This is a genomic window from Vibrio sp. 10N.222.55.B11, assembly GCF_041473705.1.
In the GTDB taxonomy this organism is placed as follows: Bacteria; Pseudomonadota; Gammaproteobacteria; order Enterobacterales; family Vibrionaceae; genus Vibrio; species Vibrio crassostreae_C.
In genome coordinates this window covers 1-26,968 of record NZ_JBFRST010000044.1, presented here as the reverse complement: position 1 = coordinate 26,968, position 26,968 = coordinate 1, and the positions used below count along the sequence as shown (strand labels likewise).

The 26,968-nt window shown below is 44.5% G+C and carries 23 protein-coding genes and 1 pseudogene; 9 read left to right on the top strand and 15 right to left on the bottom strand.

Features of this window, described 5'->3' with window-relative positions; genetic code table 11:
• Window positions 1-158: 158 nt before the first annotated feature.
• The 5 genes from secF to queA all read right to left on the bottom strand — a co-directional run bounded on the left by secF (window position 159) and on the right by queA (window position 5,818).
• On the bottom strand, window positions 159-1,106 hold the full coding sequence (secF, locus tag AB4503_RS15790; protein ID WP_017062837.1) for a protein translocase subunit SecF: 948 nt from the start codon (window positions 1,104-1,106) through the stop codon (window positions 159-161).
• Window positions 1,107-1,120: 14 nt separating this feature from the next.
• Window positions 1,121-2,977 (bottom strand): protein translocase subunit SecD, encoded by a 1,857-nt coding sequence (secD, locus tag AB4503_RS15785; RefSeq protein WP_372115364.1) that lies wholly within the window; start codon window positions 2,975-2,977, stop codon window positions 1,121-1,123.
• Window positions 2,978-2,997: 20 nt separating this feature from the next.
• Window positions 2,998-3,327, bottom strand: coding sequence for a preprotein translocase subunit YajC (gene yajC / locus AB4503_RS15780; protein ID WP_010440492.1), 330 nt, complete (start codon window positions 3,325-3,327; stop codon window positions 2,998-3,000).
• 111 nt (window positions 3,328-3,438) lie between these two features.
• Window positions 3,439-4,575 (bottom strand): tRNA guanosine(34) transglycosylase Tgt, encoded by a 1,137-nt coding sequence (gene tgt / locus AB4503_RS15775; protein ID WP_017056177.1) that lies wholly within the window; start codon window positions 4,573-4,575, stop codon window positions 3,439-3,441.
• A gap of 190 nt (window positions 4,576-4,765) precedes the next feature.
• Window positions 4,766-5,818 carry a tRNA preQ1(34) S-adenosylmethionine ribosyltransferase-isomerase QueA gene (queA, locus tag AB4503_RS15770; RefSeq protein ID WP_017062523.1) on the bottom strand — a complete coding sequence of 351 codons (1,053 nt, stop codon included), beginning with the start codon at window positions 5,816-5,818 and terminating at the stop codon, window positions 4,766-4,768.
• Between the two features lie 334 nt (window positions 5,819-6,152).
• Here queA and AB4503_RS15765 point away from each other — a divergent pair, with 334 nt between their 5' ends.
• Window positions 6,153-6,599 (top strand): CBS domain-containing protein, encoded by a 447-nt coding sequence (locus tag AB4503_RS15765; protein ID WP_017062524.1) that lies wholly within the window; start codon window positions 6,153-6,155, stop codon window positions 6,597-6,599.
• Window positions 6,600-6,668: 69 nt separating this feature from the next.
• Here AB4503_RS15765 and AB4503_RS15760 read toward each other — a convergent pair whose 3' ends face one another.
• The gene (locus AB4503_RS15760; protein WP_017062525.1) at window positions 6,669-7,574 is read right to left on the bottom strand and encodes a hydrogen peroxide-inducible genes activator; all 906 of its coding nucleotides are present in this window, start codon (window positions 7,572-7,574) and stop codon (window positions 6,669-6,671) included.
• A gap of 210 nt (window positions 7,575-7,784) precedes the next feature.
• On the opposite strand from AB4503_RS15760, the gene AB4503_RS15755 reads away from it, so the two are divergent.
• The 3 genes and pseudogenes from AB4503_RS15755 to AB4503_RS15745 form a co-directional block, all read left to right on the top strand.
• On the top strand, window positions 7,785-8,393 hold the full coding sequence (locus tag AB4503_RS15755) for a peroxiredoxin C (RefSeq protein ID WP_017062526.1): 609 nt from the start codon (window positions 7,785-7,787) through the stop codon (window positions 8,391-8,393).
• Window positions 8,394-8,704: 311 nt separating this feature from the next.
• A complete protein-coding gene (locus tag AB4503_RS15750) occupies window positions 8,705-9,448 on the top strand; it encodes a copper homeostasis protein CutC (protein ID WP_017062527.1) in 744 nt (247 codons plus the stop codon).
• 146 nt (window positions 9,449-9,594) lie between these two features.
• Window positions 9,595-9,858, top strand: a pseudogene (locus tag AB4503_RS15745) (hypothetical protein); the annotation flags it as partial.
• A 9-nt stretch (window positions 9,859-9,867) separates the two neighbouring features.
• Here AB4503_RS15745 and phoU read toward each other — a convergent pair.
• The 4 genes from phoU to AB4503_RS15725 all read right to left on the bottom strand — a co-directional run bounded on the left by phoU (window position 9,868) and on the right by AB4503_RS15725 (window position 15,497).
• Window positions 9,868-10,566 carry a phosphate signaling complex protein PhoU gene (phoU, locus tag AB4503_RS15740; protein ID WP_009848270.1) on the bottom strand — a complete coding sequence of 233 codons (699 nt, stop codon included), beginning with the start codon at window positions 10,564-10,566 and terminating at the stop codon, window positions 9,868-9,870.
• Between the two features lie 74 nt (window positions 10,567-10,640).
• Window positions 10,641-11,459 (bottom strand): phosphate ABC transporter ATP-binding protein PstB, encoded by an 819-nt coding sequence (pstB, locus tag AB4503_RS15735; protein WP_009848269.1) that lies wholly within the window; start codon window positions 11,457-11,459, stop codon window positions 10,641-10,643.
• Window positions 11,460-13,169, bottom strand: coding sequence for a phosphate ABC transporter permease PstA (pstA, locus tag AB4503_RS15730; protein ID WP_372115405.1), 1,710 nt, complete (start codon window positions 13,167-13,169; stop codon window positions 11,460-11,462). It lies immediately after the preceding gene.
• A 111-nt stretch (window positions 13,170-13,280) separates the two neighbouring features.
• Window positions 13,281-15,497, bottom strand: coding sequence for an ABC transporter permease subunit (locus AB4503_RS15725; RefSeq protein WP_372115363.1), 2,217 nt, complete (start codon window positions 15,495-15,497; stop codon window positions 13,281-13,283).
• Window positions 15,498-15,697: 200 nt separating this feature from the next.
• Here AB4503_RS15725 and ppk1 point away from each other — a divergent pair, with 200 nt between their 5' ends.
• Together ppk1 and ppx are read left to right on the top strand one after the other, a co-directional pair.
• Complete coding sequence (gene ppk1, locus AB4503_RS15720; protein WP_017066137.1) at window positions 15,698-17,794, top strand: polyphosphate kinase 1; 2,097 nt, start codon at window positions 15,698-15,700, stop codon at window positions 17,792-17,794.
• A complete protein-coding gene (ppx, locus tag AB4503_RS15715; RefSeq protein ID WP_372115362.1) occupies window positions 17,785-19,296 on the top strand; it encodes an exopolyphosphatase in 1,512 nt (503 codons plus the stop codon). The genes ppk1 and ppx overlap by 10 nt, the downstream gene beginning before the upstream one ends.
• Before the next feature lie 77 nt (window positions 19,297-19,373).
• On the opposite strand, the gene AB4503_RS15710 is transcribed toward ppx, so the two are convergent.
• Genes AB4503_RS15710 through phoB form a run of 3 tightly spaced genes read right to left on the bottom strand, consistent with a single transcriptional unit; the run spans window position 19,374 to window position 22,369 of the window.
• Entirely contained in the window at window positions 19,374-20,351 is a 978-nt protein-coding gene (locus tag AB4503_RS15710; RefSeq protein WP_032548820.1) for a PstS family phosphate ABC transporter substrate-binding protein, read from the bottom strand.
• The gene (gene phoR / locus AB4503_RS15705; protein WP_004740365.1) at window positions 20,348-21,646 is read right to left on the bottom strand and encodes a phosphate regulon sensor histidine kinase PhoR; all 1,299 of its coding nucleotides are present in this window, start codon (window positions 21,644-21,646) and stop codon (window positions 20,348-20,350) included. Before phoR ends, AB4503_RS15710 begins: the two co-directional genes overlap by 4 nt.
• Window positions 21,647-21,679: 33 nt before the next feature.
• Entirely contained in the window at window positions 21,680-22,369 is a 690-nt protein-coding gene (gene phoB, locus AB4503_RS15700; RefSeq protein ID WP_004735064.1) for a phosphate regulon transcriptional regulator PhoB, read from the bottom strand.
• Between the two features lie 194 nt (window positions 22,370-22,563).
• Here phoB and rdgC point away from each other — a divergent pair, with 194 nt between their 5' ends.
• From rdgC to AB4503_RS15685, 3 genes are all read left to right on the top strand, one after another.
• Complete coding sequence (rdgC, locus tag AB4503_RS15695) at window positions 22,564-23,478, top strand: recombination-associated protein RdgC (RefSeq protein ID WP_017062534.1); 915 nt, start codon at window positions 22,564-22,566, stop codon at window positions 23,476-23,478.
• A 206-nt stretch (window positions 23,479-23,684) separates the two neighbouring features.
• The gene (gene yegQ / locus AB4503_RS15690) at window positions 23,685-25,103 is read left to right on the top strand and encodes a tRNA 5-hydroxyuridine modification protein YegQ (RefSeq protein WP_017062848.1); all 1,419 of its coding nucleotides are present in this window, start codon (window positions 23,685-23,687) and stop codon (window positions 25,101-25,103) included.
• A gap of 34 nt (window positions 25,104-25,137) precedes the next feature.
• Window positions 25,138-25,392, top strand: a complete 255-nt coding sequence (locus AB4503_RS15685; RefSeq protein ID WP_004735061.1) for a YfhL family 4Fe-4S dicluster ferredoxin — start codon at window positions 25,138-25,140, stop codon at window positions 25,390-25,392.
• Between the two features lie 41 nt (window positions 25,393-25,433).
• On the opposite strand, the gene AB4503_RS15680 is transcribed toward AB4503_RS15685, so the two are convergent.
• Both AB4503_RS15680 and mepA read right to left on the bottom strand, forming a co-directional pair.
• A complete protein-coding gene (locus AB4503_RS15680) occupies window positions 25,434-25,742 on the bottom strand; it encodes a hypothetical protein (RefSeq protein ID WP_017062536.1) in 309 nt (102 codons plus the stop codon).
• A 272-nt stretch (window positions 25,743-26,014) separates the two neighbouring features.
• On the bottom strand, window positions 26,015-26,854 hold the full coding sequence (gene mepA, locus AB4503_RS15675) for a penicillin-insensitive murein endopeptidase (RefSeq protein ID WP_372115361.1): 840 nt from the start codon (window positions 26,852-26,854) through the stop codon (window positions 26,015-26,017).
• Window positions 26,855-26,968 lie beyond the last annotated feature (114 nt).

Here is a 26,968-nt window from a genome sequence, read left to right as displayed (position 1 = left end):
ATACGAGATACGAGATACGATCAGGATGTCTCTTAGTGAAATGAAGTTCAACATACTTCAACGCTAAATTGTATTGAGCTTCCCTAGAATACAGACGTAAAAAAACCGCTAGTTGCCTAGCGGTTTTTTTGGTTTAGCGAAACTTATTAAGCCAAGGCCTAAGGCATCTCGTCAAACTCTTCACCTTCTTTGTCCACTTGTGGTGGCATTAGGTGTTCACGCGTAATACCTAACTTCATAGCCAGTGCAGATGCAACGTAGATAGAAGAGTAAGTACCAACCGTAATACCCAATAAAAGTGCAGTCGCGAAGCCGTGGATCATAGCGCCGCCCTGAACGAACAGTGCGATAACTACGAATAACGTGGTACCAGAAGTGATCAATGTACGGCTCAATGTTTGTGTGATTGAGCTGTTCAGTACTTCAGGCGCTTCACCCTTACGCATCTTACGGAAGTTCTCACGAATACGGTCGAATACAACAATGGTATCGTTGAGGGAGTAACCGACGACCGTTAGCAAGGCTGCTACGATGGTAAGGTCGACCTCAATTTGCATTAGAGAGAACACACCCAGAGTGATGATAACGTCGTGCGCCAGTGCTAATACTGCACCCGCAGCCAAACGCCATTCAAATCGCACTGATACGTAGATCAAGATACAGATAAGAGAAACTAGGATAGCAAGGCCACCCGCTTCTGTTAATTCGTCACCCACGTTAGGACCAACGAACTCGATACGACGCATTTCAACTTGCTCACCAGTACCATTCTCAATAGCAGAAAGGATTTGGTTACCAAGCGTTTCGCCCGCTACGCCATCACGTGGACGTAAACGAACCATCACATCACGAGCTGAACCGAAGTTCTGTACCGTCGCATCACCAAAGCCTTCGGCTTCTAGTGCACTACGAATATCAGGAAGGTGTGCCGGTTGTTCAAAACCAACTTCAATCAGAGTACCGCCAGTAAAATCTAGACCCCAGTTCAACGATTTCGTTGTTAGGGTGAAGATAGCAGTACCAATCATCAAGATAGAAAAAACAAAGGCAACCTTTGACCAACGCATAAAGTCGATCATTTTGTCTGCTTTTAGAATCTGAAACATATTAATTCCTAGCCTTAGATCGACAGTTTTTTAACGCGTTTGCCGCCATACATCAGGTTCACGATACAACGTGTTCCGATAATAGCTGTAAACATTGAAGTCAAGATACCGATAGACAGCGTTACCGCGAAGCCTTTGATAGCACCCGTACCCACAGCAAATAGAATGATTGCTGTTAGTAGTGTGGTGATGTTGGCATCGGCGATTGTGCTGAATGCGTTCGCGTAACCTTGGTGAATCGCTTGTTGTGGACTGCGTCCATCTCGAAGCTCTTCACGTATACGCTCAAAGATCAGAACGTTCGCATCAACCGCCATACCAACCGTTAATACGATACCGGCAATACCTGGTAGGGTCATGGTAGCCCCCGGAATCATCGACATAACACCGATAATCAACACCAAGTTAGCCATTAGCGCAACGTTCGCAATCAGACCAAAGCTACGGTAGTAAAGCAGCGTAAACAGCATTACAGCAGCCATACCCCAAACCATCGCCATGATACCCATATCGATGTTTTGCTGCCCCATAGATGGACCAATGGTACGTTCTTCTACAATCGAGATAGGCGCAATCAATGCACCAGCACGCAGTAGAAGTGCCAAGTTATGAGCTTCAGCCGTTGAATCGATACCAGTAATACGGAAGTTACGGCCTAGCGCAGATTGAATCGTCGCTTGGTTAATCACTTCTTCGTGCTTACTCAAGATAACTCGACCTTGCGGTGTTTTACGACCGCTGTCTTTGTACTCTGCAAATACCGTTGCCATTAGCTTACCGATATTCTGACGAGAGAATGCAGACATCTTGCTACCACCTTCGCTGTCTAGCGAGATGTTAACTTGAGGACGACCATATTCATCAACACTTGAGCTTGCATCAGTAATACTTGAGCCGCCTAGAATAACGCGCTTCTTAAGTACCACAGGACGACCATCACGATCTTGCTTGATTTCGCTACCCGCAGGGGCACGACCAGAAGCGGCAGCGGCTAAGTCAGCACTGCTATCCACTTCACGGAACTCAAGCGTCGCGGTAGCACCAAGAATTTCTTTAGCGCGAGCCGTGTCTTGAACACCAGGCAATTCCACTACGATACGGCTAGAGCCTTGACGTTGAACCAAAGGTTCAGCAACACCAAGTTCGTTAACACGGTTACGTAGAATGGTAATGTTTTGCTCTACCGCATAGTTGCGGATTTCTTGAAGACGAGTCTCTGTGAAGCTAGCAACCAAAGAAAAACGACCATTAGATTCAGAATCTACAAACGTCATGTCTTGGTGCTTAGATTGCAGTAGCGATTTAGCTTCAGCAAGTTGCTCGGCGTTACGTAGAATCACTTCAACCGCATCTTTACCAGACGGGCGAATTGCACGGTAACGGATTTTCTCTTCACGAAGTTCACTACGGAACGCTTCTTCTTGTTGGCCAACCAGCTTTTGCATCGCAGCGTCCATATCCACTTCCATCAAGAAGTGAACACCACCACGTAGGTCAAGACCAAGCTTCATTGGTGCAGCACCAATAGATTCAAGCCAATCAGGAGTTGAAGCCGCTAAGTTTAAAGCAACGATTACATCTTCATCTAATGCTTCAGTGATGACATCACGGGCACTGATTTGAGAGTCTGTATCGTTAAAGCGAACAAGAATGGAACCGTTTTCTAGAGCAACGGATTTAGTAGAAAGGTTTTCAGCTTCAAGAGCATTGGTGACAGCATCCAGCGTAGACATATCTACAGAGGCGCCGCGCGCCCCTGTAACTTGAACTGCCGGATCTTCACCGTATATATTCGGAAGTGCGTACAACGCAGCGATGGCGATAGTAAACACCACCATCAGGTACTTCCATAACGGGTAACGGTTTAGCACAGCGAGGATCCTCTAGCTGTTTATAGAGATTTCAGAGTACCTTTTGGTAGCACTGCTGTAACGAAGTCTTTCTTGATAACTACTTCGTTGTTTGCATTCAGTTCGATAGCAACGTAGTCGCTGTCTTCTGCAATCTTAGTGATCTTGCCAATTAGGCCGCCGCTTGTAAGAACTTCATCACCTTTGCCCATAGAAGACATAAGGTTCTTGTGCTCTTTAACACGCTTAGCTTGTGGACGGTAGATCATGAAGTAGAAGATCACAGCGAACATACCTAGCATGATAAGCATTTCGAAACCGCCGCCTGCTGGTGCACCTTCTGCTGCTGCGTGAGCTTGAGAAATAAACATTTAAAACATCCTCTATTTATATTTTCGTAATTGTTTGTCTAATTGGGTCGCATCCCTTTATTTTCAAGCCCCATCACTCGGAAGAGAGATAGGGCTCGCAAAAAAGAAATACTAAGATTCTTTACCTAGTGGTGGCACTTCACGCCCCATTCTTGCGTAGAACTCTGCAACGAACTCTTCAAAGCGGTCTTCATCGATAGACTGACGAATGTCTGACATTACTCGTTGGTAGAAACGCAGGTTATGAATCGTGTTCAGTCGAGCACCTAGGATTTCGTTACAACGATCCAAATGGTGTAAGTACGACTTGCTGTAGTTCTTACAAGTGTAACAGTCACACTCTGAATCTAGTGGTGTTGTATCGGTTTTATGCTTCGCATTACGGATCTTGATCACACCTTCAGTCACAAACAGGTGGCCGTTACGTGCATTTCGCGTTGGCATTACACAGTCAAACATGTCGATACCACGACGAACACCTTCAACCAAGTCTTCCGGTTTGCCTACGCCCATTAGGTAACGTGGCTTATCTTCTGGCAGTTGAGGACATGTGTGCTCAAGAATGCGGTGCATATCTTCTTTTGGTTCGCCTACTGCTAGGCCGCCTACTGCGTAACCGTCAAAACCAATTTCAGTTAAGCCTTTAACGGATACATCACGAAGGTCTTCGTACACGCCACCTTGAACGATACCGAACAGTGAGTTCGGGTTTTCAAGTTTGTCGAAGTGGTTACGTGAACGCTCAGCCCAACGAAGAGACATCTCCATTGAGTCTTTTGCTTCTTTGTGTGTCGCTGGGTAAGGCGTACACTCATCGAAGATCATTACGATGTCTGAACCTAAATCTTTTTGGATTTCCATAGACTTCTCAGCGTCCATGAAGATCTTGTCACCGTTTACAGGGTTACGGAAATGAACACCCTCTTCAGTGATTTTACGCATTGCACCTAGGCTGAATACTTGGAAGCCGCCTGAATCAGTCAGGATAGGACCGTGCCAGTTCATGAAATCGTGCAGGTCACCGTGCATTTTCATGATTTCTTGACCAGGACGTAGCCATAGGTGGAATGTGTTACCTAATAGGATTTCAGCACCTGTGTCTTTTACTTCTTCAGGTGTCATACCTTTAACAGTACCGTAAGTACCTACAGGCATGAATGCTGGGGTTTCGACGGTACCGCGTTCAAACTGAAGTTGACCACGACGTGCGCCGCTATTAGTTTTTTTAAGTTCGTATTTTAATTTCACGAAGCCTCCAATATGCCAGAGAAACAATCTGACTGTTAATTCAGAACCTTAGGCCAAACAAAAGTTCAGTCTAGTGGGTTCTATGAGGAGCGGTCGCGTATTCCTTGCGAGAGATTAGACAGACACCCTGCCCGACTCCTAGCTTACTGCTAGCACCCGTAAATTTTTGTATCGCTTAAACCAGCTTAAGTTAGCTCGTTTTCTTATTGATGAACATCGCATCGCCGTAGCTGAAGAAACGGTATTCGCTCTTCACGGCGTGATCGTAAGCGCCCATCACATTATCGTAGCCAGCAAATGCACTCACCAACATAATCAGTGTTGATTCTGGCAAGTGGAAGTTGGTAATCAGGCAATCCACCAACTGGTATTCATAGCCAGGGAAGATGAAGATTTCTGTATCACCAAAGAAAGGAACGAGCTCGGTGCCTTTCTTCAATGCATCTTGCGCTGCACTTTCTAGTGAGCGTACTGATGTTGTACCAACAGCAATAATACGTCCGCCACGAGCTTTTGCTGCAGCTACGGCGTCAACCACTTCTTGCGGCACTTCAACGTACTCAGCATGCATGTGGTGATCATTGATGTTATCTACTTTTACTGGCTGGAACGTACCAGCACCAACGTGAAGCGTCACGTAAGCAAACTCAACACCTTTTTCTTTCATGTCGGCCATTAGCTTGTCATCAAAGTGAAGGCCTGCTGTTGGCGCTGCAACCGCACCCGGCTTTTCATTATAGACTGTCTGGTAGCGCTCTTTATCTGCATCTTCATCAGGACGATCGATGTAAGGAGGCAGTGGCATGTGACCAACACTGTTAAGAATCTCTAAAACGCTTTGATCGGATGTGAAATGGATTTCAAATAACGCATCGTGACGCGCCACCATTTCAGCTTCATATTCATCGTTCTCACCAAGGAACAACTTGGTACCCGGCTTCGGTGATTTAGAACAACGAACATGCGCAAGAATGCTTTTCTCATCAAGCATACGTTCAACCAGCACTTCAAGCTTACCGCCTGATGCCTTGCGACCAAATACACGAGCTGGAATCACTCGAGTGTTATTGAAAACAACAAGATCGCCTGGCTCAACCAAGTCTAAAACGTCTTTAAACGAACCATCAGCTAGGTTACCGCTGTTGCCATCTAATTTAAGCAGGCGGCTTGCTGTACGCTCCTCTTGAGGGTAGCGAGCAATGAGTTCATCTGGTAGGTCAAAGTGAAAATCTGAAACTTGCATGTGTCTAGTCTTGTCTTAGTTGATGAGATTTGTGCCGTTGACGAATCATAAATCGTAGTTGCTGGATAATCGTTACGGTAAGTCAATCGTTACCAGAAACACATCGCAAACACGACTAAAAATTTCGCAGTGGGCTAGTATAGGCACACGAGCCGCAATAGCAAGGTTTACAGCACTGGATTATTGTAAAGAGGCGTAAAATAATGCGACTGATTCACCTCCTCAAGCTAAAGAATTAGTTGCATAAAACTCACCCAAGAATGCGTCAGATCTCAGTTATTTTTTGGATAAAAAACTATAGTAATAGCAACAAATAAAAAAGAAGGAGGTTCGTATGATCAAGGTTGAAGATATGATGACTCGCAACCCTCATACCCTATTGCGCTCACATTCACTGGCCGATGCTAAGCACATGATGGAAGCACTTGATATCCGCCATATTCCGGTCGTCGATTCCGACAGGCAACTACTAGGTGTCGTCACACAACGAGACGTTCTCGCCGCTCAAGAATCCAGCCTACAAAACATCCCACAAGCTCAATCTTTTACTCTTGCTACTCCCCTCAACGACATCATGCACAAAAGTGTTATGTCGGTAGAGCCGCGTGCAGGATTAAAAGAATCGGCTATCTACATGCAGAAACATAAAGTGGGCTGTTTACCTGTCGTAGAAAACCACGAACTAGTAGGCATTATTACAGACAGCGATTTTGTCACGATAGCGATCAATTTACTGGAGCTGCAAGAAGAAGTAGAGCCAGAAGAAGCGGAAGTAGAGTAACGCTCGGAATTGATATAAAGAAGAGCGGCCAATTCAGCCGCTCAGAGGGATTGTTGTCGCAGCGGATTATTATAGAAGCTCAGATACCACATCCGCTAATTGATGGAATGTCTCACGACGCGAAGAGCTTGGTCGCCAGACAAGGCCAATATCTCGGTAGGCCTGCTGACCAGGAGGATCGATCACAACGAGATTCTGGTTTTCCAATAAACCGTGGTCGATCGCCATTTGCGGAATAAAGGTGGTTCCTAAACCATTGGCCACCATTTGCACCAATGTGTGAAGGCTCGTCGCAGTGAACGGGTTGATCTTCTCTTTATCCGTTAACTTACAAGCCGACACAGCATGCTCGGTTAAGCAATGCTCGTTCTCCAACAAAAATACAGATTCGTCTGGCAGGTCATCGTATTTAATCGGAACGCGAATACCATCAGCTTGATTGCGACTGATCACCATCCGGAAAGGGTCTTGCCCAACAACTTGGCTTTCCATATTGTCGATATCGACAGGCAAAGCCAGAATCAGCACATCTAAATCTCCATGACGCAGCGCAGCCAATAGGTTAGTCGTTGTGTCTTCACGTAACAGCAAATTTAATTGTGGAAAGCGCTGGTTGGCTTCCTGTACCAAATCGCACAAAAGGAACGGCGCTATAGTAGGAATACACCCGACTCGCAGCTGCCCTTGCATCGCATCCCCGTTACATAGATTTCCAAGCTCTACGAGATCTTGTCCTTTCGCTAGTAGCTCTCGACCGTGCTTGACCACCAGCTCACCTGCTTGCGTGAAAACTAGCGGGCTCTTTTTATCTTTCTTCTCATAAAGCGGGCAACCAATCAGCTCTTCTAGGTTTTGAATGCCTTTACTTAGCGTAGATTGACTGACGAAACAGCGATCTGCGGCATCACTGAAATGACGAGTTTCGTGAAGAGTAACAAGATAGTGAAGTTGCTTAAGACTTGGCCATTTATTCATGAAATTACTTTGTAATATGAGTAGGATAAGTTAGGTAAAGGTCATTCGACCTAAGGACAGGACAAAGAATAAGCTTATCGCTTTTTTCGATTAACTTAATCTATTTAATTCGCTTTTTTCTATAGTACCGATTGTACTATAGTTTGTCCCGTAGAAACGGAGCCCAAACAAAGATGTGTTGGGCCAACTAATTTTTTAGGAGATTCCAAAATGGTACTAGTAGGTCGTCAAGCCCCTGACTTTACTGCAGCAGCTGTTCTAGGTAACGGTGAGATCGTTGATAACTTCAACTTCGCAGAATTCACTAAAGGTAAGAAAGCTGTAGTTTTCTTCTACCCACTAGACTTCACTTTCGTTTGTCCTTCAGAGCTAATCGCTTTCGACAACCGTCTTGAAGATTTCCAAGCTAAAGGCGTTGAAGTAATCGGTGTTTCTATCGATTCTCAATTCTCTCACAACGCATGGCGTAACACTGCTATCGCTGATGGCGGTATCGGTCAAGTTAAATACCCTCTAATTGCTGACGTTAAGCACGAGATCTGCAAAGCATACGATGTTGAGCACCCAGAAGCAGGCGTTGCTTTCCGTGGTTCTTTCCTAATCGACGCTGACGGTCTTGTACGTCACCAAGTAGTTAACGATCTTCCACTAGGTCGTAACATCGACGAAATGCTACGCATGGTAGACGCACTAAACTTCCACGAGAAGAACGGTGAAGTTTGTCCTGCACAATGGGAAGAAGGCAAATCAGGTATGGACGCATCTCCAAAAGGTGTTGCAGCATTCCTATCTGAGCACGCTGACGACCTAAGCAAGTAATTACCTCTTAAGCCCGAACTCAACGCGGGTTAATGGTTGGAAGATTCTCTTTAAAGAGACATAAAGCATAAGCTAATAGCGCAAAGCGCACCGCCAATCAGTTAAGAAGTAAAGTCCTATTAAAAGCCCGAAGTTAACGCTTCGGGCTTTTTGTTTCCCCCCTCCTCGCTCCCCTAGACTGACTCTTGTAATAGATAATTGAGGTAGCGATAAACCTAAACTTTACCTCTATTTTCCCTTATCCCCATCTATTCAGAATCACACCTAGATTGCTATTATTTCATCAGTATCTTTTTGAACGGATAAACACGATGAACACCGAAATTGAAGTCTGTATCGATAACTTAGAATCTCTTCATACCGCACTATCTGGTGGCGCGAATCGAATTGAGCTTTGCTCTTCATTAGCACTTGGCGGATTAACTCCAAGCTTCGGAATGATGAAACAAGCGGCAATAGTTTCGTCGGTTCCGGTCTACGCTATGATACGCCCAAGACAAGGCGACTTCATTTTCGATAACGACGATATGCTCTGTATGCTTGAAGATATTGAAGCTTGCGCAAATGCAGGATTGGATGGGGTCGTACTTGGTGTGTTAGCGCCGAACGGAAGTATTGATATGCCAAAGATGCAACAACTGGCTGACAAAGCGCACTCGTTAAAGCTTGGGATTACCTTCCACAGAGCCATCGATCAAAGCTCTGATTTCCAAGCAGCATTAGAACAAATCATTACACTTGGATGCGAAAGAGTCCTGACATCAGGGCTTGCTGCTAATGCTGAGCAAGGTATCGATGTATTGGCTGCAATGGTCAAACAAGCCGATGGACGAATTGATATCATGGCGGGGGCTGGCGTTAACGCTGCGAATGCCAAAATGATTCAAAGCGCTACCCAAGTACCTGCTCTTCACCTTTCAGGTAAATCGACAAGGCCGAGTCTAATGGAAAACAACTCAAGTGCTCAAATGGGCAGTGATAATATTGATGATTATCAGATCCCAGTGACAGATGCGAGTAAGATATCTGATGTGAGAGCCGCCCTCACCGCTTAGGGCAATAGTCGCCAGCATAAATCCAGAGAACCTCGCTGACTAATCTAACTGACTGACGTATATTAGATTTAATAGCGCAGAAAATTTTCATGGATAGATATGGCTAAAGACTTATTCAGCTCTCTTGATTTAAACCTGTTACGAAGCAAAACATGTTTGGAAGAAACCAAGCCCACGGCTTTCAGGCTGAGATTGGTGTGGCAAGTTATGACGGTACAAAAACACGCTCAGGCGAAGTAGAAGAGAAAACAACACATGGTATAAGCCTAGGTGGTGCCTACGTTTACCAAGCGACACCAATGCTTGGATTACGTGCTGGTGTTGATATGAATATTTTTGATCACAACAAAACCTTTGTGCCTTACGACACAACGGTCAATTTCAATCTTGGTGCCATTATTAGCTTCTAAAGATAAGCTCTATTTTAGTGCGTCATCAAGGCTTTGATCACCGAGGTGACGTACATCTTTACCCTTCACAAAGTAAATAATGTATTCGCAGATATTTTGGCAGCGGTCTCCCACTCGCTCAATCGCACGAGCTGACCACATCACCTGCAAAATATTAGGGATGTTCTTAGGGTCTTCCATCATATAGGTCATTAACTGACGAATAACGGCTTCGTATTCCGCATCCAACTTATCATCAAGTTTGTGAACTTCAGCAGCCGCATCAACATCCATACGAGCAAAAGCATCTAACACTTGGTGAAGCATGGTGATTGCCTGACGGCAAAGAGGCTCTAACGAAACATGGAATTTTTGCTCTTTGGTTGAAGGGATCTCAATAGCACCTTGCGCAATTTTAGAAGCAACATCGCCAATACGTTCCAGATCGGTAATGGTTTTGATGATCGCCATAATCAAACGCAGATCCTTCGCTGTCGGCTGACGCTTTGCAATGATTCGAGTACACGCCTCATCAATCGACACTTCCATCGCATTCACTTTGTGGTCATCACGAATCACTTTTTTGGCCAATTCAACATCGTCTTTATGAAGCGCCTGCATTGCAAACGAGAGTTGCTGCTCCACTAACCCGCCCATGGTCAATACATGAGTACGGATCGATTCTAACTCGACATTGAATTGCCCTGAAATGTGGCGACCGAAATGCATACTTGCTCCTTGAAAGAAATGAAGAAAGCCATTTTTGTAGAGTGACTTAGCTCTAGATGACACCTTTGGAGAGGTTAGCCATATCTACCAGTAATGTAGTCTTCCGTCTGGTTTTTCAATGGAGACGTAAAAATTGAGTCCGTATCTGAGTACTCGATCAATTTTCCCATATGAATAAAGGCAGTATGGTCACTTACACGCGCGGCTTGTTGCATGTTGTGGGTAACAATCACCACTGTGTATTGCGTTTTGAGATCGTTGATCAACTCTTCAATCGTCAAAGTAGAAATCGGATCGAGTGCCGATGTCGGCTCATCTAACAACAGCACTTCAGGCTCAATCGCAACCGCACGAGCGATAACCAAACGCTGCTGTTGACCGCCAGATAAACCAAAAGCATTCTCATGCAACCGATCTTTCACTTCATCCCATAACGCAGCAGCGCGCAGAGAGCGTTCAACCGCATCATCAAGGTCTCGGCTGTTGCTAACGCCTTGTAGCCTCAAGCCATAAACCACATTCTCATAGATAGATTTAGGAAAAGGGTTTGGACGCTGGAATACCATACCCACACGGCGTCGTAAGGTCGCAACATCCACCTTAGGGTGATAGACGTTCTTGCCATGAAGCTTCACTTTCCCGGAAACCTTACAGCCTTCAACAAGATCGTTCATGCGATTAATGCAGCGCAGCAGAGTCGACTTACCACACCCAGAAGGGCCGATAAACGCCGTCACCTGCCCCTTCGGGATCTGCATCGAGATATCATCAAGTGCTTGGCTCTCTTTATAGTAAAGATTTAGCCCTTCGATCGAGATAGCAATTTGCTCATCCTTCAGATTGTGAACATCAAGTGGTGCTTGGTAACCCAAGGTTTCATTAATCGAGAACATCTAATCTTGTCCTAAGGTTCGGTATTTTTCACGCAAGTTATTACGGATATTGATGGCTGTTAAGTTCAACCCAACAATCACCGTAACCAATAAAAATGAAGTCGCATACACTAAAGGTCGTGCCGCTTCGATATTAGAGGTTTGAAAACCAACATCATAGATATGAAAGCCTAAATGCATGAACTTTCTATCTAAGTGTAAATACGGAAACTGACCATCGACTGGCAAGCTAGATGCCAATTTAACAACACCCACCAGCATAAGTGGTGCAACTTCCCCCGCGGCTCTCGCGATTGCCAAAATTAAACCAGTGATAATCGCTGGGCTTGCCATCGGTAAAACAATGCGCCAAAGCGTCTCAAATTGAGTCGCACCAAGCGCTAATGAACCGTGCCTCACTGCACTAGGAATACGCGTTAAGCCCTCTTCCGTGGTTACGATAACGACTGGAAGCGTCAAGACCGCTAAGGTTAGTGCTGACCAAAGTAGACCCGGCGTACCAAATGTCGGTGCTGGCAATCGCTCTGCATAGAACAACGTATCAATCGAGCCACCAATGGTATAGACGAAAAAGCCTAAACCAAAAACGCCATACACAATCGACGGTACACCCGCCAAGTTAATCACGGCGATACGAATTAAACGTGTTAGTGCGTTGTTTTTTGCGTATTCATGAAGATATATCGCAGCGACTACCCCAAGAGGCATCACGACGATCGACATGAGAATAACCAACAGTACTGTGCCAAAAATAGCAGGAAACACACCGCCTTCAGAGTTTGAGTCTCGTGGGTTCTCTGATAAGAATTTCCAAACTTGTTTGCCCCAGTGCCCAACCTTTTCTAGGTAAGACATATTATTTGGGTACCAATAATCCAGAATGTGGCTGAGCGAGATCTCGACCAGCTCGCCTGTCATATCCTCAACCAGCAAGCTTTCGACATTAAGTTGCGTTCTAAGGTGCTCAAGCTTAACTTCGGCTTCACCTAACTGGCGGTCTAACTCCAGTTTAGTTTGAGTATAGGTTGTAAGGTATTCATCACTCACTGACTCATTGAGTTCAAGCTTACGCTTTTCTAAGCGCAGGTTTTCCAATTGCCAGCTGATATTACGAATTTCTTGGTTCACGACACGCGACGTTTCTTTACGTAGCGCATCAGCGAACGCCAAGCCTTGTTCGAGCTTTTGGTCTATGTTCGAATCAAAGGTGCCAGAAGCGGTTTTAAAACCCACCGGCTTACCAAAGAAATAACCACCTCGACTTCGTTCAATCACAACCCAATCAAGCGGGGTAGTGGGTTCACGTAAGTTAACATCCAGAATAGAAACAAAGTCCGCAGGGTACAGTTCTCTGTTAGCAACTTTGATGCTTAAGCGCTGTATCAGCCCAGTCGACAAATTTTGAGGAGACAAAAGGTCATGGACTTGTGGAACTTGCTCTATCGGGATGTATTTTCGTTCATATAACTGACCAACCAATACATCTTGTTTTGATACGGTTTCGTCAAGATCGACCACTAGCGATAAGTCTTTGGAGTCAACTTGCCATTGATACAAAGGTGCGGGCCAAAAATAGGTTAAGCCCTTCCAACCAATCAGCAGCATTAGGCCAAGAACAGAAAGCATACTGATGCTCACCGCCCCGCCCGTAAGCCAGATCCACGGAGAGCCCGATTTAACCCAAGATAATAATGACTTCAGTTTATTCATCATGATCGACCTTGCTCTTGGCGTGCTGAAATCAAGGAGCTGCAAAGATCAAGAGACACGCTAGTCAAGCCACTAAAAGCCATTGATACACATTGAGGCAAACCTTTAAAACTACAGCGCACGATATTTATCTCTCAGTCTTTGTCTAACCCACTCAGCAACTGAGTTCACCGCGAATGTAAAGATAAACAGCAAGAGTGCAGCCAAGAACAGCAAGCGGAAATGAGAACCGCCTACTTCTGATTCTGGTAGCTCAACAGCAATCGTTGCCGATAAGGTTCTCATCCCTTCCAAAATATTCCAGTCAAGAATTGGAGTGTTACCTGTCGCCATCAAGACGATCATGGTTTCGCCAACCGCTCGACCTAGGCCCATCATAACCGCTGAAAAGATACCTGGACTCGCCGTCAATAACACCACATAAATAAGCGTCTGCCACGCCGTCGCACCCAACGCTAATGAGCCATCAGATAAATGTTTAGGTACAGAGAAAATAGCATCTTCAGCAATAGTGAAAATCGTTGGGATGACCGCAAAGCCCATAGCAAAACCAACCACCAGCGCATTGCGTTGGTCAAAGTCGATGCCATAACTCGCTAAGAAAGTACGAATATCACCACCAAACAACAAGGCTTCAATGCTGTTTCCACCAGCAAAGACGGCCACCACCGTAATCACCAATACCGGGATCAATATTAGGGCATGCCAACCGTTAGAGAAACGACTCGTCACCATCTTCGGTAAGCAGAACCAAACTAACCCCGTCAACAATGTACTCAACGGTAATAACACCATTAATGAGAAGACGGCCGTTAAATGCGTTTCGACAATTGGAGCAAACCAAAGCCCGGCCAAGAATCCGATGATCACGGTTGGAAGAGCTTCCATCAGCTCTATCGAAGGCTTCACCACTCTTCGCATGCGTGGAGACATAAAATAAGCGGTGTAAATAGCTCCGAGCACAGCAACCGGCACGGCAAACATCATCGCAAACAGAGCGGCTTTGATAGTACCGAATGTGATAGGTACTAAACTGAATTTCTCTTCAAAGTCATCATTCGCCGATGTTGATTGCCAAACGTATTGCGGCTCAGGGTAACTTTCATACCAGACCTTTTGCCAAAGCGAGGAGAATGAGATTTGTGGGTATTCATTGTCGACTTTAGCCACACTGATGATGCCATCAATCAACGTTGCCAGATGCAGTTCATTGGCAGACATAGCGGCTAGTTGTGGTGATTTATCAAATGCGCGTTCAAACAACGACAGCTTTTCACTGGTCGTATAGTGGCTTTGTAATGTGCCGTTCTTATAGAAGCTATAAAAACCCTTTCTATAAGTATCAGGAAGAATAAATTGCACTTGTTCAGCAAGTTGGAAGTCTCGAATATGGGTCAGGCTACGCTTTTCATCTTTGAGTACATCGAACCATTGAGAAACCTGTCCGTCCTCATGCGTAACCAACAACGAGTATGCGCCAGACAATAAATCGATGCTTTTCACGGAATGCTTCGCATCATTTAAGCTAAGATCAATCACTTCACGAACATCAAAACCGTTATCTGATAGTTTCAAAACAACCAAATCCGATTGTGCTCGTAGGTATAAGGTTTGCCCATCAGGTGTGACAAGCAGTTGCTGCTGCAAGCCCAACTTATCCGATAGCCATTGGCTCTTCTGAAAAACATACTGACCAGTAAGGTCACTCTGATACCACTTAACCAAGACTCGTTGGTCACTTAACTGCGCGGCAACCGTAATCCCACGTCCATTTTTAGAGAATGCGAATTTGTCGATCGTCGCCCCATTTGAGGGTTCATCATTTAAAAACGGTTCAGGGAGAGTGATTTGCTCAATTTTAGGTTCGGCTTCACTGCCCTTTTGCAGCACAGGCGCACTATACTCAGGATAGAAAAAAGTAAGGTTGCTTGCACTATCGGCAAAGGCAAACCAGTTTTCTGATGGGGTATTTCGAGAGAAGGCAACAGGATTGGCTAAAACATTTCGCTCAAAGTAAGAGTGTGTATTTTGAGACTCTAAATCCCAAAACTGCACCAAGCCAGATTTTTCGATAGTAAATGCATGCTGACCGTATTCATCAACAGATAAGGCGATAGGCTTTTCTACGGCAACGGTCTTTACAGCTTGGTCTGTCTCTAAACCAGTATCAGAAAATACCGGTAAAATGACCATCGCCAAGTAAACAAAGATCAATACTAGGGCAGCTAGAACACTGACCGCGCCACATGTCACCGAAAAACGGACGAGACGATCTTTCAACCATCTTTTTTTGTCGCGCTCTTTCAATGAAAATTGGGCTGATGCCATCTGTTTATCTACCTTTTTTTAGCTACTGACATAATATGTACGTTAGATGACAATTATATTACAAGTTACGTTAAACAACTGAAACTAATAACAAGTTTGTTAGCCATATTTCTTAAAGTAAGATCATAGATTTTGTGAATTTTGCCATTCTAATTTAAAGTAATCAGCTCTATAGCCAGTACTCAAGGATTCTCATCTCGATGGAAAAAGACTATGTCACAAAAGAACTTAGCTGGTTATCCTTCAACGAAAGAGTGCTCCAAGAAGCGGCAGATAAGTCAGTCCCCTTAATCGAAAGAGTTCGTTTTTTAGGTATTTACTCGAAAAACCTCGATGAGTTTTACAAAGTCCGATTTGCTGATGTGAAGCGAAAGATCTTACTTCAAGATCCACAGCTAACCTCCAACTCGCCGAAAAGCCTACTGACTAAAATGCAGAGCAAAGCAAGCAAGCTCGATGCTCAATTCCATGAACTGTATAACGACTTGCTATTGGAATTGGTACGCAATCGTATTTTTCTGGTCAACGAACAACAAATCAGCGAAGAACAAAGTGGCTGGATAAAAAAGTACTTTAAGAAAAAAGTGCTGCCACACTTAACTCCGATTCTCTTGAACGAAGATAGCCAGTTACTTAATATTCTCAAAGATGAACAAAGTTACTTAGCCATCGACATCGAGCGTGATGCATCATCTCAATATGTCTTACTCGAAATCCCATCAGAAGCACTCCCTCGATTTGTTAAGTTACCGGAAACTTCGGGTTCGCAGCGTACAACTTTGATCTTGTTAGATAATATAGTTCGATTTTGTTTGGATGACTTACTTAAAGGATTCTTTGAGTATGACTCATTGCGTTGTTTTGCGATAAAAATGACACGTGATGCCGATTATGATCTGCAAGAGGACAATGAAAATAACCTATTAGAATCGATGTCTTTAGGTTTAGAACAGCGCTTAACGGCACTGCCGATACGTCTGATCTATGAATCTGAAATGCCAACTGAAATGCTCAACTTCTTACAAGTCAGACTTAAACTGTCTGACTATGACAGTGTCATCGCAGGTGGTCGCTATCATAACTTCAAACATTTCTCTGAGTTCCCAAGCCTTAACCGACGTGATTTAGTTAATCGTCCTCTACCCGCGATTAAGTGCGCGCATTTCAGCCATTACCCAAACTATTTCGAAGCGATCAAAGCTCGCGACATCTTACTGCATTATCCTTATCACACCTTTAGTCACATCACTGAACTGGTTAGGCAGGCTTCCTTTGACCCGAAGGTAACCTCCATCAAAATAAACGTTTACCGTGTTGCGGAAGGCTCAAAACTCCTCAGCTCGATCATCGATGCGGCGCACAATGGCAAAAAGGTCACTGTGGTTGTCGAGCTGCAAGCACGCTTTGATGAGCAAGCCAACATTCAATGGACCAAGAAACTTCAAGAAGCGGGTGTAAAAGTCATCCATGGCATCCCAAGTTTGAAGATCCATTCCAAGTTGCTGCTCATCAAACGAAAAGAAGGCAAGCATACCGAGCATTATGCCCATATTGGCACTGGCAACTTCCATGAAGTTACAGCGCGCGTGTATACCGATTTTTCTCTGCTCACTGCGAATGAAGATTTGACTCAAGAGGTGAGACAAGTCTTTAAGTATATTGAAAACCCTTATCAAAAGTCCCAGTTCAAGCAACTGATTGTGTCACCAAAGAATACTAGAAAACGTCTGTACCAATTGATAGATAATGAAATACAAAACGCGATAGAAGGTAAACCTGCAAGCATCACTCTAAAACTCAACAACTTGGTCGATCGAGAGATCATTGAAAAGCTCTATCAGGCTAGCCAAGCCAATGTAAAAGTGAGAATGGTCATTCGCGGCATGTGCTCTCTTGTCCCTGGCATACCCAACATCAGTGATCATATTGAGATAGTCAGTGTGGTCGATCGTTTCCTCGAACATCCGAGAGTGATGATATTTGGTAACGCTGGAAAGCCGAAGGTCTATATATCTTCCGCTGACTGGATGACACGAAATTTTGATCACCGCATCGAAGTTGCAGCTCCAATTTTAGATCCAAAGATCAAGCAAACCATTATCGATATCACCGAGTTTCATTTCGATGACAGCAACAAAGCTCGAGTGCTAGACCAAGCGATGAGCAACTCTTACACACAACCACCAGCAAACCTACTTGATTACCCGACGTCACAACTCTCCACTTACCACTATATTAAACGTATGGAGAAACTTGCTCGCAAGAAGTACAAACAAGAGAAGAAATCATGCCGCTAATTGATAACAAACATTCTCGATGTATTGCCGCTATCGACTTGGGTTCGAACAGCTTTCACATGGTGGTTGCCCGAGTATTCGATCAACACCTGCAATTAGTCAGCAGACACAAACAGAAAGTGAGATTAGGTGATGGATTGGATGAACGTAACGTCCTATCTGAAAGCGCTATCGAGCGAGGCCTAGAATGCCTCAAGGTGTTCGCAGAACGACTGGCGGATTTTGAGCTTGATGATGTCAGAGTTGTTGCGACTCATACCCTAAGAAAAGCCAAAAACGCTAAAGACTTCTTAGAGCAAGCCAAGCCACTGTTTCCTTTTCCAATAGAGATCATCTCAGATCAAGAAGAAGCTCGAATTATCTATAACGGCGTAGAGCACACTCAAACCGCTTCTGAATCTAAGTTGGTTATTGATATCGGTGGAGGGAGTACGGAACTCGTCGCCGGACAAGGCTTTACTCCTCTAATTATGCGCAGTTTACCGATGGGATGCGTCAACTTCACTCAACGTTTCTTTGCTGACGAAGGGCTAACTTCACGACACTTCTCAGATGCTTATACCGCAGCTACTCGTCTATTGATGCCATTGATTGAAGAATACACAAAAGCCCCTTGGGAAATCGCTTTTGGCTCATCTGGTACCACGAAATCAATAAAAGAAGTACTCATTGGCTTAGGGTTCACCGATGGTCTCATTACGCCCCAACGCCTGTCCTATTTAAAGAATCACTTATGTGAGTTTTCATCATCCAACACCGTAAATCTTTCAGGCTTAAGTGATGAGAGAAAGCCTGTGTTTGCTGCAGGCGTCACCATTCTTTCAGCAGCAATGGATACGCTAGACATCAAGGAGTTACATTTTTCTGATGGTGCCCTGAGAGAAGGCGTTCTTTATGACATGGAGGATAGGTTTAAAGATATTGATATTCGAACAAGAACTGCCGAAACGCTCGTCTCTCGATACCATGTAGACGTAACTCATGGCGAGAAAGTGAAAGTGCTCGCTCTTTCATTGCTGAAACAAGTACAGCCTCAAGTGACAACTGCGGTCACTAATGAGCTGTATGATCTGCTTGGTTGGGCTGCAGTACTTCATGAGGTAGGACAAAGCATTGCATTCCAAGGCTATCACCGCCATTCGGCTTATCTGCTTAAGCATACGACAATGCCAGGCTTTAATACTGAGCAACAACGCCTTATATCAGCATTGGTTCGCTATCAAAGAAAAGCGCTCAAACTACAAGATTTGCCGGAACTTTCTCTGTTTACTCAGCAACAAGTCACCCTGCTGATTCGTATATTGAGACTCGCTATCTTACTCAACCGTCAGCGAAATCAAGCACTGGCCCCAGACGTGACTCTAACGATTGAACAACAGGATAACTGGGAATTGAAAGGAACTAACAGCGATTGGTTGGCCCAAAACCAACTGCTTGATTATGAGCTCAGAGAAGAGCAACAACGTTGGCAAAATGCAGGATGGTCGTTAAAGCTAAAATAACGAACAGTCAAAATTAAAACAGCCTGCGACGCGCAAGCTGTTCATACGTTTCTTATCTAAGTTTATCGCAGCCTGAATTAGAGCCCGACTTTTGCCAACTCTTGCTCTGCGAACTCAGACGGTATTGCTAAATAGCCATCTTTCTCTACAAGTTCTTGTCCCTGCTTTGAGAATACAAAAGTAAGGAACTCTCTTTCAACGGGAGAAAGCGGTTTATCTGGGTGTTTGTTCACGTATACGTAAAGAAAGCGTGATAGAGGGTAATCACCGCTCAAGATATTCGCTCGAGTCGGCTCTACATAATCAGAACCATGCTCAGCAATAGGAATTAACTTAACGCCAGCGACACGATAACCAATACCTGAGTAGCCAATCCCACTGATGGATGAAGCGACCGACTGAACGACTGAAGCCGAACCAGGTTGCTCATTCACACGATTTTTAAAGTCACCGCCGCACAGTGCATTCTGTTTGAAGTATCCATAAGTCCCCGATACAGAATTGCGACCGAACAATTGGAATCGATGTTTCGCCCATGGCTGATCGATTCCGAGATCTTGCCAGTTATTGAGGGGCCTTGTTGCTCCGCAGCGTAATGTCTCAGAAAAAATGCCATCAATCTGACGAAAGTTAAGCCCCTCAATAGGGTTATCACGATGCACAAAAAGCCCAATCGCATCGATAGCAACTCGCAGTGCTGTTGGCTTATATCCATGCTCCCTTTCAAATGCTTCAATTTCTCGCAGGCGCATCGGACGACTCATTGGCCCTAGATGTGCAGTCCCTTCGGTTAAGGCTGGAGGAGCAGTAGAAGAACCCGATGCTTGGACTTGAGCGTTAACATTTGGGTAGTAGGACTTGAACTCTTCCACCCATAACGTCGTCATACCCGCTAAGGTATCCGAACCGACCGATAATAAGCTCCCAGAAATTCCCGGAACCTTAGAATAATCAGGAAGAGAATCGACACCCTGTTCGGCATGCACAGGGTTAACTAAAGCAAACGCTAATAATGAGCTGACTGGAAAATGCATCCTGCGTATCGAACAACTCATGATACGGTCAGTCGATTTGGTAAAGTAAAATGGAAACGACTGCCGACGCCCACTTCACTTTGAATTTCGAGATGTGAATCGTGGTGGCTAAGCGCATGCTTTACAATCGCTAATCCAAGACCACTACCACCGGTATCACGAGAGCGGGCTTTATCTACACGATAGAAGCGCTCTGTGAGTCGATGTAAGTGTTGAGGCTCAATACCATCACCAGTATCTGACACATCTAAGCACGCGCCTTGGCTGGTTTGATACCAACGCACTTTGACCGTTGCACCTGCGGGTGTGTATTTAACCGCGTTATAAACCAAATTCGATATCGCACTTCTCAATTGGTCTTCATCGGCAAGAACTCGTAGGCTCTTATCGATATCAAACTCAAGCTTATGTTCGCGCTCACCGCTAAGGCTCGCCGCTTCTTTCTCAAGAACCTCAAGCATCGCCGGAACGTTGACCACTTCATCCAACTCATGCATTGGCGCCGCTTCAATTTTCGAAAGCGTGAGTAGTTGATTAACCAAACTGTTCATTCGATTGAGCTGCTCAGTCATTACGCCATGCGCCTTGGTCCACATTGGGCCAACGATCATGTCTGGATCTTCGGTCATTTCAAGGTAACCTTGAAGGACGGTCATCGGCGTACGCAATTCATGAGAAACGTTAGCGAAGAAGTTACGGCGCATGCCTTCTAACTGCTTAAGCTGGGTCACATCACGTACCACCATCAGGTGTTCACCCTCGGTATACGGCACAATACGCAGCTCGAGCATACGCTCCACATTCAATGGAGAAGGCATCTCTAATGGCTCAGAGAAATCTTGCTTATTAAGGTACTTAATAAAATCTGGAGTACGAATCAAATTCGAGATCGGTTGACCTGAATCATCTGGCCAACGAAAGCCCAGCAAATACTGAGCTAGCTTGTTACACCAAACGATATTGCCTTCACCGCGAAATACCACAACGGCATCGGGAAGCGATTCTGCACCGTTACGGAAACGGCGGATAAGGTTAGTCAGTTCTTTGCGTTTGCGACGCTGTCTCTGCTGCATACGATAAATACCGTTAAACAGAGATTCCCAGTTCCCAGAGCCTGAAGGTGGAGTTAGACGCTTCTCATCCCACAGCCATGCGGACAAACGCATTTGGTTGTGTAGATGCCAGCCGAGCTGCAATACCGTAGCAGCCAGCAGCAACCAAGGTAGGTAACCGAATATCCATCCGACTAAAACCCATGGTGCGTAAAAAAAAGCCAGCTCCCAAGCCAGCTTTTTCCAGGTTAACTTTTCAACCATTCAGGACTCCGTAAACTGGGCAGCGAAGCCACATTAAGCCTTTGTAGAAAAACGGTAGCCAGCGCCACGAACCGTTTGGATTAGCTTATCGTGACCTGCAGACTCAAGCGCTTTACGCAGGCGTCGAATATGTACATCAACCGTTCGGTCTTCAACGTAAACATTGGTACCCCAAACGTTGTTAAGCAGCTGCTCTCGGCTGTACACACGCTCTTGGTGAGTCATAAAGAAATGCAGCATTTTGAACTCTGTTGGTCCCATATCAACTGGACCTTCGCTTGCGGTAACACGATGAGATACTGGGTCTAGCTTAAGACCTTGTACATCAATCACATCTTCTAGTGCAGTAGGCGTTACACGGCGGATAACCGCTTTCAGGCGAGCAACGAGCTCTTTGGGTGAAAATGGCTTGGTGATGTAATCATCAGCACCCACTTCTAAACCACGCACCTTATCTTCTTCTTCGCCACGAGCCGTTAGCATCACCACTGGGATGTTGCGAGTTAACTCTTCACGCTTCATGTGCTTGATAAAGTTTATCCCGCTACCACCAGGTAGCATCCAATCTAGTAATACTAGATCTGGGAAAGGTTCACATAGCTTGTTTACCGCTGTATCGTAATCTTCAGCCTCTACTGCTTGGTAGCCTTTTTGTTCAAGCACGAAGCACAGCATCTCACGAATAGGTGCTTCATCTTCAACGACCAGAATCCTTCTCGACATAATTGAATAGCCTTTGTATTTAATCAACGCATTGCATTATCTGAGTTAATTATGACACTTTTGTGACCTTTGAAAACAAATTTTCATATAACTGTCTCAAACATTTCACTTTATAACTTTTGATACAGAGCTAGGGACAAATCGAATTAGATCTCATATCATGAAGCACTTCTAAAAAGGTATGAGAAAAATTTATGTGGTTTAAAAATTGCCTAGTCTATCGCTTCAACCGTGATATTGATTTCAACGCAGATCAGCTAGAGAAACAACTTGAAGAATTCCGCTTTACTCCTTGTGGTAGCCAAGACAAACAGAAGTTTGGTTGGGTACACGCAATGGGTAGACATGGCGATATGATGACGCACGTATCAGAAAACCGCATTCTTATCTGTGCAAAGAAAGAAGAGAAAATGCTACCCGCTTCTGTGATCAAAGAATCATTGAACGCAAAAGTAGAAACGCTTGAGGCAGAGTCTGGTACCCCTCTGAAAAAGAAAGAGAAAGACAGCCTAAAAGAAGACATCATCATTGATCTACTTCCTCGAGCATTCAGCCGCAGCAACTTCACTTACGCGCTGATCATGCCAAAAGAAGGTTTCATTGTGGTTGATGCGAGCAGCTACAAAAAAGCAGAAGATGTATTAGCATTGCTACGTAAGACAATGGGTAGCCTGCCAGTAGTGCCAGCTATCCCAGAGCAAGCGATCGAAACGACTCTTACAGAATGGGTGAAATCAGGTGATACGCCACAAGGCATCACTATGCTTGATGAAGCAGAACTAAAATCTATTCAAGAAGACGGCGGTATTGTTCGAGTTAAGAAACAAGAACTAGAAGCTGATGAGATTAAAAACCACATCGAAGCCAATAAGATGGTGACGAAACTTCTTATCAACTGGCAAGACCGTATTGAATTCATTCTTGCAGAAGATGGCAGCATCAAACGCCTAAAATTCAGTGATGAGCTCAAAGACGAAAACGACGATATTCCTCGTGAAGATCAAGCTGCGCGTTTTGATGCGGACTTCTCTCTACTTTGTGGTGAGTTCAGTGTTTTCCTTCCAAACCTATTTGAATCATTAGGCGGGTTAACTCAACCTAACGCTTAATCAGTCAAACTATAGGCTCAGGTGCTAACGGTATCTGAGCTTATTTCTCACTAAGTTCTCACTTATATCTGCCTCTAGACCCTCTTGTTAATGTCATTGCTATCTTTAGGGCTATCAACCAAACTCATTTTAGCGTAAAATTTGCGCCCCTTTGATATCACTTGGTGGTATCAACCTGACTTGAGATCAGATTAGAGAACGAAGCAATGACTACACAAAAACCATTTGTACCTGAACTATTATCACCGGCAGGAAGCCTCAAAAACATGCGTTACGCATTCGCCTACGGCGCAGATGCAGTATACGCAGGCCAGCCACGTTACAGCCTTCGTGTTCGTAACAACGAGTTCAATCACGAAAACCTACAAATCGGTATCGATGAAGCTCATGCTCAAGGCAAAAAGTTATATGTTGTATGTAACATTCAGCCGCACAACTCTAAATTAAAAACATTCATTCGCGACCTCAAACCAGTTGTAGACATGGGCCCTGACGCGCTTATCATGTCAGATCCTGGTCTTATCATGATGGTTCGTGAAGCATTCCCTGAAATGCCAATCCATCTTTCTGTTCAAGCAAACGCAGTAAACTGGGCGACCGTTAAGTTCTGGTCAACTCAAGGCGTTGAGCGTGTGATCTTATCTCGTGAGCTATCGCTTGAAGAGATCGAAGAGATTCGCGAACACTGCCCAGAAACAGAGCTAGAGATCTTTGTTCACGGAGCTCTTTGCATGGCTTACTCAGGCCGTTGTCTGCTTTCTGGTTACATGAACAAGCGCGATCCAAACCAAGGTACTTGCACCAACGCTTGCCGCTGGGAATACAAAACAGAAGCAGCGAAAGAAGACGAAAACGGTCAGATCGTTGAAGCAAACCCTACTGGTGTTGCTATTCAAGAAGTAGAAACGCAAGACATTGAAGTTCAAGATGAGCGTCCAGACAACACACTAGGCCTTGGTAAACCAACAGACGAAGTGGTTCTGCTTTCTGAATCACACAAGCCAGAAGAGAAAATGGCAGCGTTTGAAGATGAGCATGGTACTTACATCATGAACTCAAAAGACCTTCGTGCAATCCAACACGTTGAGCGCCTAACGAAGATGGGTGTTCACTCTCTGAAGATTGAAGGTCGTACTAAGTCTTTCTACTACTGTGCACGTACTGCTCAGGTTTACCGTAAAGCTATTGACGATGCAGTGGCAGGCAAACCATTCGATGAAAGCCTAATGGGTACACTAGAGAGCCTAGCTCACCGTGGTTACACTGAAGGCTTCTTACGTCGCCATACACACGATACATACCAAAACTACGAGTACGGTTACTCTATCTCTGACACTCAACAGTTTGTTGGTGAGTTCACAGGTAAGCGCCGTGGTGACCTAGCGGAAGTAGAAGTGAAGAACAAGTTCCTAGTAGGCGACAGCTTAGAAATGATGACACCGAAAGGTAACGTTGTTTTCAAACTAGAAGTTATGGAAAACCGCAAATCTGAAGCGGTCGACGATGCGAAAGGTAACGGTCACTTTGTATTTATTCCTGTACCAGCAGATCTAGATCTAGAGTACGGCTTGCTGATGCGTAACTTGAGCGAAGGCCAAGATACACGTAACGCATCAGGCAAATAATTTTTACTTAAGCGACTTACTTGAGAAGAAAATAATGGCTCTGTTAATTACTGACAAGTGCATAAACTGCGATATGTGTGATCCTGAATGCCCAAATGGTGCAATCACTATGGGCGACAGCATCTTCGAGATCGATCCTGATTTATGTACAGAGTGTAAAGGTCACTATGAAAAGCCAACATGCCAGTCAGTGTGTCCGATTACAAAATGCATCATCACTGACCCAAACCATATTGAAACTGATGACGAGCTACTTGAGAAGTTTGTTATCATTCAAGGCTTGACCTAAAAGAAGAAAGGTTCAACTTAACCATAAGTTGAACCTTTTTTTCATCCTGATTTTCCTATTGGATAAATATTGCAGAAGAGCTCTTTTTCAAATTGATATTCGAGCCGTTCTCGCCAGTTTATTGATTGAGCTATAGGAACAAGATAAAAGTTTTCCCTGCTGGTATCGGTCACAAATGCCATTCCATACTGCATCAATTCATAGTGAACATCATTTACGAAACTAGGGTCTAAACGTTGTCTGCCTGTTAGCTGATTGATGTCATCTCTTGAAATTGAAATACCCGAGCTTTCAGCGTTGAACCTATGTCTTAACCATTCTGAAAATTCCTTCGCACAAATCATAGTCATAGTCTTATCCTTGAATTATCTATCGACGGGTATCAGACTCTGATTTCGCATACTGCATATAAGCCGCATCTTTCACCCCAAAACACTCAATCCCTGACCAAACCTTGTCAAATTCGCCATCGCCCTTGCTGATACCGTTATTGCTTTTATTAATATCAAACGATGTTCTTAATCTCGTGTTTATAAACTCTAGACAAAAGTGTGATATTTCTCCATTTTAGAGTCGAAAAAACCAGTGGCAGTACCACTGTAAAAAGCCTCGATGAACAGGATTACTTATTCGATATCAAGGCCAAACACTGACTTGGCATCACTTTAACTTTTTTCTTTTTCTTAGTTTTCGCTACTTTTTTAGGAGGTGGAACTGGAACAGTCTTTGGAGCCCAACTTGCAAGTTCATCTCCACAACCGTCACCTTTAGGAGGGCTCGCTTGAGCTATGCAGTTTGAACTGCCTTCAGGACACTTTAAACGAACGTGGAAGTGGGAGTGGTGTCCCCACCAAGGTCTTATTTTGCCTAACCAAGCTCTATCATTAGCGTCAGAGTTTTCTTGTTCACAAAGGGTTTGCTTGATCACTGGATGAACAAAAATACGCACCACTTTTTCATCTTTCGCCGCATAACGAATAACTTGAAAATGATCATCGGTCCAATTCGATTCACGCAATTTGTAGTTGGTAAGATCCACAACGCTCACAGGTTTAGGCACAGCTAATTCGTTCTCTGACAACCTCTTACTGGTTAACCTTAGCCATATATCAATATCTAACCCTGTTTGATGACTTGAATGACCTGAAGAAAAGCGCCCTCCTCTGAGAAGAGAAATATCACCGATCAATAAATTAGTATTGAGCTTCTCGCTGGTCGTGACTCCTAACCTCTCAATAAACTTTATAGCTTCTGTATGGCCATAGTAGCGCTCTCTTTGAGGGCGAATGATCTGATACCCCAAACCATTAATAGGCAAAGCCTGCGCGCCGTCTAGACAGCCATTGGCATAGCTTCCAATTGATGAGGGTGAATTTTTAGTAGGGTGACTCTCTTTTTCCCACGAAGTTGCTGATAGAGAAAATGAACAAAAGAATACAACCAGTGCAAAAAAGAACCTCATAATAATCCCAAATTACTGACGCTTACTCATTATATTAGTCGCCATTTAGGATTAGGTGCATATCGTACTTAAGTTTTTGGTGGTAGCTAGTAAATTATACCAATTAAAGTAAAA

Excerpts from the sequence above, each read along its gene's own strand:
- secF (WP_017062837.1), bottom strand. The coding sequence starts at position 1,106 with ATGTTTCAGATTCTAAAAGCAGACAAAATGATCGACTTTATGCGTTGG.
- yajC (WP_010440492.1), bottom strand. The coding sequence starts at position 3,327 with ATGTTTATTTCTCAAGCTCACGCAGCAGCAGAAGGTGCACCAGCAGGC.
- queA (WP_017062523.1), bottom strand. The coding sequence starts at position 5,818 with ATGCAAGTTTCAGATTTTCACTTTGACCTACCAGATGAACTCATTGCT.
- AB4503_RS15765 (WP_017062524.1), top strand. The coding sequence starts at position 6,153 with ATGATCAAGGTTGAAGATATGATGACTCGCAACCCTCATACCCTATTG.
- AB4503_RS15760 (WP_017062525.1), bottom strand. The coding sequence starts at position 7,574 with ATGAATAAATGGCCAAGTCTTAAGCAACTTCACTATCTTGTTACTCTT.
- AB4503_RS15755 (WP_017062526.1), top strand. The coding sequence starts at position 7,785 with ATGGTACTAGTAGGTCGTCAAGCCCCTGACTTTACTGCAGCAGCTGTT.
- AB4503_RS15750 (WP_017062527.1), top strand. The coding sequence starts at position 8,705 with ATGAACACCGAAATTGAAGTCTGTATCGATAACTTAGAATCTCTTCAT.
- phoU (WP_009848270.1), bottom strand. The coding sequence starts at position 10,566 with ATGCATTTCGGTCGCCACATTTCAGGGCAATTCAATGTCGAGTTAGAA.
- pstB (WP_009848269.1), bottom strand. The coding sequence starts at position 11,459 with ATGTTCTCGATTAATGAAACCTTGGGTTACCAAGCACCACTTGATGTT.
- pstA (WP_372115405.1), bottom strand. The coding sequence starts at position 13,169 with ATGAATAAACTGAAGTCATTATTATCTTGGGTTAAATCGGGCTCTCCG.
- AB4503_RS15725 (WP_372115363.1), bottom strand. The coding sequence starts at position 15,497 with ATGGCATCAGCCCAATTTTCATTGAAAGAGCGCGACAAAAAAAGATGG.
- ppk1 (WP_017066137.1), top strand. The coding sequence starts at position 15,698 with ATGGAAAAAGACTATGTCACAAAAGAACTTAGCTGGTTATCCTTCAAC.
- ppx (WP_372115362.1), top strand. The coding sequence starts at position 17,785 with ATGCCGCTAATTGATAACAAACATTCTCGATGTATTGCCGCTATCGAC.
- AB4503_RS15710 (WP_032548820.1), bottom strand. The coding sequence starts at position 20,351 with ATGAGTTGTTCGATACGCAGGATGCATTTTCCAGTCAGCTCATTATTA.
- phoR (WP_004740365.1), bottom strand. The coding sequence starts at position 21,646 with ATGGTTGAAAAGTTAACCTGGAAAAAGCTGGCTTGGGAGCTGGCTTTT.
- phoB (WP_004735064.1), bottom strand. The coding sequence starts at position 22,369 with ATGTCGAGAAGGATTCTGGTCGTTGAAGATGAAGCACCTATTCGTGAG.
- rdgC (WP_017062534.1), top strand. The coding sequence starts at position 22,564 with ATGTGGTTTAAAAATTGCCTAGTCTATCGCTTCAACCGTGATATTGAT.
- yegQ (WP_017062848.1), top strand. The coding sequence starts at position 23,685 with ATGACTACACAAAAACCATTTGTACCTGAACTATTATCACCGGCAGGA.
- AB4503_RS15685 (WP_004735061.1), top strand. The coding sequence starts at position 25,138 with ATGGCTCTGTTAATTACTGACAAGTGCATAAACTGCGATATGTGTGAT.
- AB4503_RS15680 (WP_017062536.1), bottom strand. The coding sequence starts at position 25,742 with ATGACTATGATTTGTGCGAAGGAATTTTCAGAATGGTTAAGACATAGG.
- mepA (WP_372115361.1), bottom strand. The coding sequence starts at position 26,854 with ATGAGGTTCTTTTTTGCACTGGTTGTATTCTTTTGTTCATTTTCTCTA.